Source organism: Enterococcus sp. AMC1623 (assembly GCF_058216495.1).
The window spans coordinates 2493998-2506530 of record NZ_CM177096.1; the positions used below are offsets into that span (position 1 = coordinate 2493998).

Here is a 12533-nt window from a genome sequence, read left to right on the forward strand (position 1 = left end):
TTGACGTGTGATTAGAAAAAATAATCAGTTGGTTTCATGATACACTATCCTCAGAAATAAGAAAACCAACAACGGAAGGAATGGACAAACGATGGGATTTCCAGAAGGATTTTTATGGGGTGGCGCCACAGCAGCCAATCAGTTTGAAGGAGCTTTTTTAGAAGACGGTAAAGGTTGGTCGACCGCAGACACAGCGAAATATACTAGATTAGATGATCCGACCAAATTCTCGCTGTTAGAACCAATGACTACTGCCGATGTTGAATTTGCTAAAGCAGATCAAGAAGGAATTTATCCTAAACGTTACGGCATTGATTTTTATCACCGTTACCAAGAAGACATTGCGTTATTTGCAGAAATGGGCTTTAAAACGTTTCGTCTATCGATTTCATGGCCACGTATTTTTCCAAATGGCGATGAATTAGAGCCAAACGAAGCCGGTTTAAAATTTTATGACGATGTATTTGACGAATGTTTAAAGTATGGAATTGAGCCTCTAGTAACATTATCACATTACGAATTTCCATTAGGGTTAGCGTTCAAATATAATGGTTGGGAAAGTCGTGAGACAATCGCTCATTTTGAACGGTATGCGCGCGTTGTTTTCAATCGTTACAAAGATAAAGTAAAATATTGGTTGACCTTCAACGAGATTAATATCATTGGAATGACTGGATATTTAAGTGGTGGAATTTTAGCAGATAAAACTGAAAATCTGTTACAAGCGCAATATCAAGCAGCACATCATCAATTTTTAGGTAGTGCATTAGCTGTAAAAGCATGTCATGAGATTATTCCAGACGCTAAAATTGGAAATATGTTGGCTCGGATGGAAGCTTATCCAGAAACCTCTAATCCAGATGATGTCATGGAAAGTATCTATGCTGATCATACCAATTTATTCTTTAGTGATGTGCAAATTCGTGGATATTACCCAGCATACATGAACAAATTCTTTACCGATCACCAAATTATGATAAAAAAAGAAGCTGGCGATGATCAATTACTACGAGAAGGCACTGTTGATTTTATGTCATTTAGTTACTATATGAGTAGTATTGCCTCATCTGATAAATCAGGAGATGAAACGGCCGGTAACTTGTTGGGATCAAAGAAAAATCCATATTTAAAATCAAGTGATTGGGGTTGGCAAATTGATCCAGTCGGTTTGCGTGTGACACTTCATAAATTATATGATCGTTACCAAGTACCTTTATTTATCGTAGAAAATGGGTTAGGCGCAAAAGATGTAGTTGAAGCAGATGGTTCTATCCACGATGATTATCGGATTGATTATATGCGTGACCATATTGAAGAAATGTCTTTAGCGATTGAAGAAGGTGTTGATTTAATGGGATACACACCTTGGGGCTGCATTGATTTAATTAGTGCAAGTACAAGTGAAATGTCTAAACGATATGGTTTTATTTATGTCGATCAAGACGATGAAGGCAATGGAACGTTAGCTCGTTCGAAAAAAGATTCATTTGACTGGTATAAAAAAGTTATTGCCACCAATGGCTCAGATTTAGCTTAATTTGTGAACGAAGCAGGTAGAAATATTACTTGCTTCGTTTTTTTTCTAGTTATTTTGTTTAAATTGCGTAATTACTTATGAAAATCAAATTCATTCGATTTAACAATCATGATAAAAAACTTGCGTGGAGAAGAAAAACAGTGTATAATTCATCTTTGTGAGTAGTCTTAAAAGACCATTCTCTGCTCCTAGATTGTACTAGGGGCCAAAGTCCATAGGGAGGTGAAAATCAATGGAAAATACGAAATATGAAATTCTTTATATTATTCGTCCAAACATTGATGAAGAAGCAAAAACTGCTTTAGTGGAACGTTTTGACGCCATTTTGACTGATAACGGAGCGGAAGTTCTTGAGTCAAAACTTTGGGAAAAACGCCGTCTAGCATATGAAATGAACGGATTCCGTGAAGGTATCTATCACATCGTTAAAGTGTCTTCTCCATCAAACGCAAATGCAATCAACGAATTTGACCGTCTTGCTAAAATCAACGACAGCATTATTCGTCACATGATTGTTAAAGAAGAAGCTTAATAAATTGTTTCACGTGAAACAAAAATAACGATGAAGGGATGATGAATTTTGATTAACAACGTTGTATTAGTAGGAAGATTGACAAAAGATCCTGATTTACGTTATACCGCAAGTGGTACGGCTGTTGCTACTTTCTCATTAGCAGTGAATCGTAATTTTACGAATCAGAGTGGCGAAAGAGATGCAGATTTTATTAACTGTGTGATTTGGAGAAAATCAGCAGAAACACTAGCAAATTATGCCCGTAAAGGTACATTGCTTGGAGTGACAGGAAGAATTCAAACAAGAAACTATGAAAACCAACAAGGTCAAAGAGTTTATGTTACTGAAGTTGTAGCAGAAAACTTCCAATTACTAGAATCTCGTTCAACTAGCGAACAACGTCGTGGAAACGATGGCGGCGATTTTGGTGGAAATCAATCAAACTTTGGAAACAGCTACAATCAAAATCAAACATCTCAACAATCAAACGGAATGCCTAGTTTTGATCGAGACAACTCTGATCCATTCGGGGGTTCATCAATCGACATTTCAGATGACGATTTACCATTCTAAGAAATTTGATAGGAGGGAAATAGGATGGCACAACAAAGAAGAGGCGGACGCAAACGTCGTAAAGTAGACTATCTTGCAGCTAACCATATCGAACACGTTGATTATAAAGACATTGAATTATTAAAAAGATTTATTTCAGAACGCGGTAAAATTTTACCACGTCGTGTAACTGGTACTGGTGCTAAAAACCAACGTAAATTAACAGTTGCTATTAAACGCGCACGTATTATGGGATTACTTCCATTCGTAGGCGAAGAAAATTAATTTTCCAAGATCTCACTGGTTTAGCTAGTGGGATCTTTTTTTGACCAAAGAAAATGAAAAAGCAAGTTTCACCAATTTGTGGTAAAATAAAAGGTAAAGTTTTCATTTTGTTGGCGTTCATTATAGATGAATCGAGATAGATTAAGGAGTAAACTATGACAACAGCAATTGGTATTATCTCACTAGACAATTACGATGACGTAATTGATAAAATGGATGACAAACATATTTCTTACCTCAATACATTAGTCACAACGCTAGTTTCTGATTGGGCGAGTGAGTACCATGTTTTTTATAAACGTATTAATTCAGAACGTTATTTTTTTGTAGCTGATACAGCCGATGTTTTACGAATGCAAGAGAAAAATTTTGATTTATTACAACATATTAAAAATTCAGAAGTCCATAATGAATTAGTGTTAACGATTAGTATGGGAATTGCCTATGGAGAAGCATCTGCTGAAAAAATCGGTGAAATTGCTCAAAGTAATCTGGATATGGCGTTGGCTCGTGGGGGCGACCAAGTTGTCGTAAAGCATACGGATCCACAGGCAAAACCACAATTTTTTGGTGGGAATACTGATGGAACCATTAAACGAACTAGAACACGCTCGCGTGCGATGAGCATGTCATTAAATCGCATTTTTAAAGATAACCAAAAAATCTTTATTATGGGGCATCGTTATCCCGATATGGATGCTATTGGTGCTGCTTTTGGAGTGGCTACTTTAGGCAAATTTATATCTAAAGAGTGTTATATTATTTTGAATCGCGAAGAAGTTACTGCAGATATTACCCGTGGTTTAGCAGAAATAGATAATTATCCTGAAGTTAAAAATCTAGTTATTTCAAGTAAAGAGGCCTTGAAATTGTTAGATAAACAAAGTGTCTTAGTGATGGTTGACTATCATAAACCTTCGATGTCAATTTCTGAAGAAGTATATGAAGCCGTGGAAAAAATTGTCATTATTGACCATCATCGTCGCGGAGACGAATTCCCGATAAATCCGCTTTTGACATACATTGAAGCCTCTGCTTCTTCTGCATCAGAATTAGTAGCAGAATTGATTCAATATCAAGCGAATAAAAATCATCAGTTATCAAAAATCACCGCTACATTATTGTTAGCTGGAATTTATGTGGATACGAAAAGTTTCGCTGTTCGTACAACTGGACGAACGTTTGACGTGGCAAGCTATTTGAAAAATCATGGAGCCGATTTATCCATTGTTCATGATTTATTAAGTTCAGATTTAGAGGCGTATTTGCAAATTAGCGAGTTAGTTTCTCGTAGTGAATATATCACACCAGAAATCGTTGTTTCAGTGGGTCCTGAAGATAAAGAATATGATAACGTAACAATTGCGAAAGCTGCGGATACGTTGCTTTCGATGAATGATATTCAAGCGGCCTTTGTTATTACAAAACGTTTGGATCAACGTATAGGAATTAGTGCCCGTAGTTCGGGTAAAGTGAATGTGCAACGATTAATGGAAAACTTCGGTGGTGGAGGACATTTCACAAATGCTGCTACACAAATTGAGGGGCAAATGCTTGAAAAAGTCCGTGAAATGCTATTTAATGAATTAAGAATATTGGAAGAAAAGGAGCAATCAACATGAAAGTTATTTTCTTAGAAGACGTTAAAGGAAAAGGCAAAAAAGGGCAAGTGAAAGAAGTACCGACTGGTTATGCCCAAAACTATTTAATTAAAAATAATCTGGCAAAAGAAGCAAATCGTGAAAGCTTAGCAGAAATGTCAGGCAAGAAAAAAGCCAAAGAAAAACAAGATGCTGAAGCACTTAAAGAAGCACAAACGCTCAAAGATTTCTTAGAAAAAGAAGAAACAGTCGTTGAAATTAAAGCAAAAGCAGGTGCTGATAGTCGTCTATTTGGTTCAATTCCTTCCAAACAAATTACAGATGCACTAAACAAACAATACAACGTTAAAGTAGACAAACGTAAGGTGGATTTGAAACAACCGATTCGTTCATTAGGTTTTACTGATGTGCCAGCCAAATTGCATCCAGAAGTTACAGCAACTATTAAGGTACATGTAGTTAGCGAATAATACACACGTAGGCAGATTTCGAGAGTTCGGGTCTGCCTTGCGCTTTGCATTTTAGCCAAATAATTGTAGAATAAATGGACTGACTAAGTATAGGAGAGAAACGTATGAATGAAGTTTGGCAAGATCGTGTGCCACCACAAGATATCGAAGCAGAACAAGCCGTCTTGGGGGCCGTTTTCCTTGATTCTGATGCCATTATCGAAGCAATGGAATTGATTGAGCCCCGTGACTTTTACCGTCGCAGTCATCAAATTATCTTTCAGTGCATGATTCAATTGAATGACCGCAATGAAGCGATTGATCTGATTACATTAAAAGCTGAAATTGAAAAAAGCAATGCCTTAGAAGATGTAGGTGGAATTAGTTATTTAACTGAACTAGGTCAAGCGTCTCCCTCTTCAGCAGGTGTCTCCCATTATGCAAAAATCGTGGATGATAAAGCAACTTTGCGTAATTTAATTCAAGCTGCCAACCGAATAGTCACGAAAGGTTTCGAGCAAGATGAAGAAGTTCAAGCAATTGTTGATGATGCAGAAAAAAGCATTTTAGAAGTATCCGAAAAAAGAAATAGCACAGGCTTTCAATCCATTGCGGATGTCTTAAATCGAACAATTGAAAATATTGACCGTTTGGCACAAAATGATGAAGAAATCACTGGCCTACCAACGGGGTATCAAGCCTTAGATAAAATGACAGCAGGATTACAAAAAGAAGAATTAATTATTTTAGCCGCACGACCAGCTGTAGGTAAAACTGCATTTGCATTGAATATTGCTCAAAATGTAGGGACAAAAACCGATAATACGGTCGCTATTTTTAGTTTGGAAATGGGCGCTGAATCATTGGTAAGTCGGATGCTTTGTGCAGAAGGTTCGATCGAAGCAAGTCATTTGCGTACCGGGCAATTAACAGATGATGAATGGCGAAATTTAATTGTTGCAATGGGGAGTTTATCCCGTGCTAGTATCTATATCGATGATACACCCGGGATTAAAATTTCAGAAATTCGCGCACGCTGTCGTAAATTAGCCCAAGAAAGAGGTAACTTGGGATTAATTTTAATTGACTATTTGCAATTGATTGAAGGAACAGGGCGTGAAAGTCGTCAACAAGAAGTATCAGAAATTTCTCGTCAATTAAAAAAATTAGCCAAAGAATTAAAAGTACCCGTGATTGCTTTGTCTCAGCTATCCCGTGGTGTTGAACAACGTCAAGACAAGCGTCCGGTTTTAAGTGATATTCGTGAATCGGGTTCGATTGAGCAAGATGCCGATATTGTGGCCTTTTTATATCGTGATGATTATTATCAACGAGAAGGCGATGAGGATGAAAATGGTGAGGAACCACAAAACGATAACGTTATCGAAGTCATCATTGAAAAAAACCGTAGTGGTGCTCGTGGAACGGTGGAATTACTCTTTATCAAAGAATATAATAAATTTTCTTCGCTTTCTCCAAGGGAAGAATTTGCTTAAGAACTGCTTTGGCGGTTCTTTTTTTTTAATGACTTGTATTTTAATCTTGTACAAGTTAAATAATTTTGATATAGTACTGAACAAACGGGGTGAGTCTATGTCAAAGGAAAAATATTATGCTTTATTAAAAGAAAAATTTCAAAATAAGGAAAATGTTGTTACCGAGATTATTAACTTAGAAGCTATTTTGCATTTACCAAAGGGGACAGAGCATTTTGTGAGTGATGTTCATGGTGAATTTGAAGCATTTGATCATGTCTTACGTAATGGTTCGGGAAGTGTTAAAGAAAAATTAGTGGAATGTTTTGCCAATACGTCTGTAGATATTGATGATTTGGCGACTTTAATTTATTATCCAGAAGAAAAAATGCAGCTAGAAAAAGCCCAGATGACTCAAGGTGAACGAGAGCAATGGTACGGAGAAAAAATTCAGTTACTCATTCAAACCATTAACTTTTCGAGTCGTAAATACACGCGTTCAAAAGTACGTAAAGCATTACCGAAACGGTTTAGTTATATCATTGAAGAACTATTAACAGAATCTCAAAAAGAGCCGGGAAAAGAAGGGTATTTCCACGCAATTATTGATAAAATTATTCAGCTCCATCAAGCATCCGCTTTAATTAAAGATTTATGTTACTTAATTCAACGGTTTGTAGTCGATCATTTGCATGTCGTCGGTGATATTTATGACCGGGGTCCAGCCCCTGATTTTATTATGGAGCGTTTGGTTCAACATCATTCCGTGGACATTCAATGGGGAAATCATGACATTGTTTGGATGGCTGCGATGGCAGGTTCTCCCATTGCGATTATGAATTTGCTACGAATTTGCGCCCGTTATGGGAACTTGGATATTGTTGAAGAGCGGTATGGTATCAATGTTCGGCCTTTAGTTGAATACAGTAAACAACATTATCTTGCCAATGATAAATTTGCCCCAAAACTAGCCCCTGATGAAGATGAATTAACAGAGTCCGAAAAAGAACATCTAAATGTCGTTCAACAAGCAACAACGATCTTACAATTCAAATTAGAAGGACAATTAATCAATCGTCGGCCAGATTTTCGCATGAATGACCGACATATGCTAAAAAATATTGATTATGATACGCAAGAAATTACCTTAAAAGGCACAAACTATCCACTGGTTAATTTCCAAGCACCGACTGTCGATCCCTCGAATCCTTGCGCATTAACTGAAGAAGAAGAACGCTTATTAAACAAATTGATGTTATCGTTTCAAGCATCGGAAAAACTTCGTCGTCACACAGATTTTTTAATTGAAAAAGGCAGTATGTATTTGTGTTATAACGGTAATTTATTATTACATGGATGCATTCCTTTACATGAAAATGGCGATTTTAAATCTTTTCGGATTAATCAAAAACAATATGCAGGAAAAGAATTGTTGGATTATTTTGAAAAACAAGTGCGTAAAAGCTACAAGGATTATTCTGTTTCGGATGATTTGGCAACAGATTTGTTGTGGTATTTGTGGACAGGCGAATGCTCTTCTTTATTTGGCAAAAATGCTATGACTACTTTTGAACGCTACTACATTGAAGATAAAAAAACGCATAAGGAAGAAAAAAATGCCTATTATCATTTGCGTAATGAAGAACACATTTGCCAAGATATTTTAGCCTTATTTGATTTACCAATCACCGGACATATTATTAATGGTCATACGCCTGTAAAAGCTAAAAAAGGTGAAAGCCCAATTAAAGCCAATGGGCGCTTGTTAGTGATTGACGGTGGCTTTGCGAAAAGCTATCAAAAAGAGACGGGATTGGCAGGTTATACGTTACTTTCTAATAGCTATGGTCTCCAATTAGTTGCCCACCAACCATTCTCTTCGGTAGACGAAGCAGTCGCAGAAGGCAGCGATATTCTATCAACAAAACGTCTCATTGAAAGCGTGGATACTCGAACCACAGTTGGCAATACGAATATCGGGCAAAAATTAAAGCAAGAAATGAATGCTTTGGAGACGTTATACCAAAATTATGAAAAATGTTAAATTAAAAAATTTATAATAACAATAAAATATCCGAACTATAGATGTCACAAAACTATAGTTCGGATATTTTTATTGGATTTGAGATTCTTTTGTTACAGTAATCGTTGGGAAAATTGTTGTCATTTGCTGCTCAGTTACTTCAGGATACCAGTTCATAGCATTGCAAGTAGAAAAGAGTAAAGCACTTGTTAAGGTTTCTTCAGGTGTTGTTTGTTGATACATGCCTTTGACCAGACGTCCAAGAAAGAAATCACCACATGCAATTGGATTTTTAGCTTCTATGGGTAATGCAGAACCAGTATAAAAAGTTTGATTTAAACGTCCAACAATCCCTTTTTTCCCAAGGGTAATAATAAAATTGGGGATTTCTGGATTGATATCGTTGGAAAGAAGCGTCAGATAATCGGTTACTGTAGCTAGTTCTTTTTCTGGGAATAAATCTTGAATTTCTTCGTCATTAATTTTGATTAAATAAGGTGTTGTTTGCTGATAGGTCTGTCTAAGGGCTTCCCCACTCGTATCTACGCATAGTTTTACAGAAAGGTTACGTTTTGCAAGTTCATCTGTTATTTGGCAAATATAATCAGCAGGCATGCCTTTCATCAATGAACCTGAGAAAACTAAAAAATCACCTTCGTTTAAAGATTCGAGTAGTGTCTGTGTAAATTGTTGTAAGGTTGCTGCGTCTAATTCAAAGCCTGCTTCGTAAACAGGTACGATTGTTTGGTCTGTCATATCAACCAGAATATTACAAAGTCGCGTGTTTGTTGCAACAGTTGTCGCTTTGAGAGCATAGCCTTTTTCTTGTGCGAGTTGTGTTAAGTGAGTGCCATAAAGTCCTCCTAGCATGGTATGAATAGTGATTTCAGGAGAATTTTTTTCATAAGTAAGGGCATAAGCAACGTTAAAACTCTTCCCACCTGGCGATTCTCTTACTTCGATAGGGCGATTCGGAATAGCGGTTTCAATTTTTTTTAGCAACAAAGTTCGATCAATAGCAGGATTGGGGCAAATCAAATGGATCATCATCAACACTCCTTCGTTTTATTGCCTTCATTATACAATAAAATACTATTTATTTGGCAATTATTTTGCAAAAATTAAATAATTTTGCAAAATGCAAAATAAAAATGTTGCAAGTTGCAAAAAATATGGTAATATGATGGTAACGATTACAAAGGACGGTGTAAGTTATGGCAGACAATCGTAAAGAACAAATTTTAACCATTTTAAGAGAAAAAAAATCCGTGCGTATTCTTGATTTAAGTAAACAATTACGCGTATCACGCGAAACTGTCCGAAAAGACATTATGGAGATGGAAGAAGAAGGATTATTGAAAAAAACCTATGGTGGAGCAGTTTTAGACGAAGCAAATACAGAAACGGATTATGAGCGTCGTCGAGCAGAACATGAAGAGAAAAAAGAAAAGATTGCTGAACGTGCCTATCAATTTATTGAACCAGGTGACACTATTTACTTAGATTACGGAACAAGTTCATACGCTTTGGCAAAAAAACTGGTGGACTTTGAAGATTTAACAGTAGTCACCAATAGTATTCCGATTGTAAATTTATTGATTCGTTCTTCTGGCATTCAATTAATTATTTTAGGTGGCAATGTTCGAAAAAATGAAGATTCGCTTTTTGGTACATTTGGATTAAATAATGCCAAAGAAATTTTTGTCGATTTAGGATTTTTCGGATGTGCTGGTATCGACATTAAATCAGGAGTGACCAATTATCATATGGGTGAAATCGAAATTTCTAAAGCGATGTTACACCATAGTAAAACGGTGATTTTATTAGCAGATGAAACCAAATTTGGAAAATCAGCGCTCTATAAAACATCTGATTTAGAAGATTTAGATATTGTCATTACGACAGATGTCAAAGACTCAGAAGTTGAAGAAGAATTTTTGAAACAAACTATCGAAATTATTAAAACAGAAGGGAACGACAGCCATGATTAAAAAAGAATTTTTATTCGATACGGATTTTAAAACGAAAGAGGAGTTATTTAAAACTGCGACCAATTATTTGGTTGCAAATGGCTATGTGTCTCCTGAATTTGAAGCGGAGTTAAATACACGCGAAAAAGATTTTCCGACTGGATTACCAACAGTACCGCCCGTGGCAATTCCGCATACGGATGGTACGTTTGTAAAAAATGATACGATTTTGTGTATCGTCAATCAACATGAAGTGGCATTCAATGAGATGGGAGGAGATGAAGAAGATATAGTCTTGCCTAAAGTATTTTTTATGCTAGTACTTGGGGAAGGTGCCACACATTTAGCTCAATTACAAAACCTGATTGAAAAAATTCAAGGTGGCGAATTGGTTGAAAAGTCCTTAGCAGCAAAAAGTCTGGAAGAATTCGAGACTGTTGTGAATACGCATTTATAAAATAAGTTTTTTAGGAGGAAAAAAGAATGAAAAAAAGAATTATTGTCGCATGTGGTGGAGCAATTGCAACATCAACGGTCGCTGCAAATCGCATTCGTGAATTATTAAAAGCTAACGGAATTGATGGTGAGGTTAAACAAACCCGAATCACTGAATTAGAAGCAGAAAAAGATGGTGCAGATTTAATTGTTACCACTGCAAAAGTGAAAAAAGACTTTGGCGTACCAACAATTCATGGGGTTGCTTTCATTTCAGGAATTGGCATTGACAAATTAGAACAACAAATTTTAGACGTTCTAAAATAATAAAGAGGAGGAATTTTTGTGGGAGTCATTCAGTATATCGTTGATTTAGGCCCAACAGTTATGTTGCCTTTAATCATTTTCATTATTGGGCTGTTACTCAAACAAGGAATTGGTAAATCACTTCGTTCTGGTTTAACGGTTGGAATTGGATTTGTTGGTATTAACTTAGTTATTAGTTTAATGACACAGAACTTAGGAGATGCTGCAAAATCAATGGCAGATAATTATAACTTAGGTTTAAACGTTATCGACCTTGGTTGGCCTGGAACAGCACCAATGGCTTGGGCATCAAGTATGGGGTTAATTGCAATTCCAATTTCGATTGGTGTCAATATTCTGATGTTAATTACTAAGATGACAAAAGTTGTAAACGTTGACATCTGGAATATTTGGCATATTGCTTTTACTGGAGCTATGGTGCAGGTCGCTACAGGAAGTTATGTTTGGGGAATTGTTGGTGTTATTGTTCATGCGGCGGTTATTTATAAACTAGGGGATATTTTTACCCCCGTAACAGATGAATATTTTGGATTAGAAGGAATTGCAATGCCTCATGGAACATCTGCTTATATGGGTGTCATTGCTAAACCAATTGATGACTTAATCGAGCGAATTCCTGGTTTGAACAAAGTTACCTTAACACCAGAAAAAATTGAAGAACGTCTAGGTGTTTTTGGACAACCGACTGTTGTAGGCGCAATTTTAGGTTTTGTCATTGGGTTGTTAGCGAAATATCCAATTGGTCAAGCTGCTACATTAGCTGTACAAATGGCTGGGGTTATGGTCTTGATGCCGATGGTTGTAAAATTGATTATGGAAGGCTTAATTCCAATATCAGAAGCAGCTCGTTCGATGTTAGACAAGCGCTTTTCTGGGAGTGATTTTCGAATTGGTTTGGACTGTGCTTTAATGTTGGGTGATCCAGCTGTTGTTGCAGCTTCTATGTTATTTGTACCATTAACTATTTTGATTGCAGTCTTACTTCCTGGCAACAATATCTTACCATTTGGCGATTTAGCAACAATTGGTTTCTTTGTAGCAATTGCAGTCGGTGTTCATAAAGGAAACATTTTCCGTACGCTATTTTCAGGTACTGCTATTATGACGATGACGTTATGGATTGCTAATCAAATGGCACCTGTTCAACAAGCGTTAGGTCAACAAGTTGGTTTGACAAAAGCTGGTGAACAAATTTCTTCAATGGACCAAGCAGGATCACCAATCACTTATCTATTAGCTAAAGGTATCACGTTGGAAATGGGTGTTGGTTTCTTTGTAATCGTTGTTCTTTACGGTTTCTGTGTGGCATACACATATGCCAAATACAAACAAGGAAAATTGTATGTAGAAGAAGAAGCGTAGGAA

13 protein-coding genes are annotated in these 12533 nt (G+C 36.5%); 12 read left to right on the plus strand and 1 reads right to left on the minus strand.

The annotated features are described in order from the left end of the window. The first annotated feature begins 91 nt into the window (after positions 1–91). The 8 genes from AC4BC7_RS11965 to AC4BC7_RS12000 all read left to right on the plus strand — a co-directional run bounded on the left by AC4BC7_RS11965 (position 92) and on the right by AC4BC7_RS12000 (position 8457). Entirely contained in the window at positions 92–1537 is a 1446-nt protein-coding gene (locus tag AC4BC7_RS11965) for a glycoside hydrolase family 1 protein (protein WP_490502972.1), read from the plus strand. Positions 1538–1769: 232 nt separating this feature from the next. Then, positions 1770–2069 (plus strand): 30S ribosomal protein S6, encoded by a 300-nt coding sequence (rpsF, locus tag AC4BC7_RS11970; protein ID WP_016176042.1) that lies wholly within the window; start codon positions 1770–1772, stop codon positions 2067–2069. Positions 2070–2117: 48 nt separating this feature from the next. Further along, positions 2118–2624, plus strand: a complete 507-nt coding sequence (gene ssb, locus AC4BC7_RS11975) for a single-stranded DNA-binding protein (protein ID WP_207941878.1) — start codon at positions 2118–2120, stop codon at positions 2622–2624. A gap of 24 nt (positions 2625–2648) precedes the next feature. Then, positions 2649–2888: a 30S ribosomal protein S18 gene (gene rpsR, locus AC4BC7_RS11980; protein WP_071874537.1), complete on the plus strand. Its 240-nt coding sequence runs from the start codon at positions 2649–2651 to the stop codon at positions 2886–2888. A gap of 155 nt (positions 2889–3043) precedes the next feature. Beyond that, entirely contained in the window at positions 3044–4510 is a 1467-nt protein-coding gene (locus tag AC4BC7_RS11985; RefSeq protein WP_490502973.1) for a GGDEF domain-containing protein, read from the plus strand. Then, entirely contained in the window at positions 4507–4959 is a 453-nt protein-coding gene (rplI, locus tag AC4BC7_RS11990) for a 50S ribosomal protein L9 (RefSeq protein WP_207941880.1), read from the plus strand. Before AC4BC7_RS11985 ends, rplI begins: the two co-directional genes overlap by 4 nt. A gap of 104 nt (positions 4960–5063) precedes the next feature. After that, positions 5064–6434: a replicative DNA helicase gene (dnaB, locus tag AC4BC7_RS11995; protein WP_207941881.1), complete on the plus strand. Its 1371-nt coding sequence runs from the start codon at positions 5064–5066 to the stop codon at positions 6432–6434. 97 nt (positions 6435–6531) lie between these two features. Then, entirely contained in the window at positions 6532–8457 is a 1926-nt protein-coding gene (locus AC4BC7_RS12000) for a fructose-1,6-bisphosphatase (RefSeq protein ID WP_207941882.1), read from the plus strand. Between the two features lie 69 nt (positions 8458–8526). On the opposite strand, the gene AC4BC7_RS12005 is transcribed toward AC4BC7_RS12000, so the two are convergent. Then, on the minus strand, positions 8527–9486 hold the full coding sequence (locus AC4BC7_RS12005) for a 1-phosphofructokinase family hexose kinase (protein ID WP_243430654.1): 960 nt from the start codon (positions 9484–9486) through the stop codon (positions 8527–8529). A gap of 164 nt (positions 9487–9650) precedes the next feature. Here AC4BC7_RS12005 and AC4BC7_RS12010 point away from each other — a divergent pair, with 164 nt between their 5' ends. Genes AC4BC7_RS12010 through AC4BC7_RS12025 form a run of 4 tightly spaced genes read left to right on the plus strand, consistent with a single transcriptional unit; the run spans position 9651 to position 12530 of the window. After that, the gene (locus AC4BC7_RS12010; RefSeq protein WP_207941883.1) at positions 9651–10427 is read left to right on the plus strand and encodes a DeoR/GlpR family DNA-binding transcription regulator; all 777 of its coding nucleotides are present in this window, start codon (positions 9651–9653) and stop codon (positions 10425–10427) included. Next, positions 10420–10863, plus strand: a complete 444-nt coding sequence (locus AC4BC7_RS12015) for a PTS sugar transporter subunit IIA (protein WP_490502974.1) — start codon at positions 10420–10422, stop codon at positions 10861–10863. The genes AC4BC7_RS12010 and AC4BC7_RS12015 overlap by 8 nt, the downstream gene beginning before the upstream one ends. Positions 10864–10889: 26 nt before the next feature. Further along, positions 10890–11168 (plus strand): PTS galactitol transporter subunit IIB, encoded by a 279-nt coding sequence (gatB, locus tag AC4BC7_RS12020; protein ID WP_207941885.1) that lies wholly within the window; start codon positions 10890–10892, stop codon positions 11166–11168. A gap of 18 nt (positions 11169–11186) precedes the next feature. Beyond that, positions 11187–12530, plus strand: coding sequence for a PTS galactitol transporter subunit IIC (locus AC4BC7_RS12025; protein ID WP_490502975.1), 1344 nt, complete (start codon positions 11187–11189; stop codon positions 12528–12530). Positions 12531–12533 lie beyond the last annotated feature (3 nt).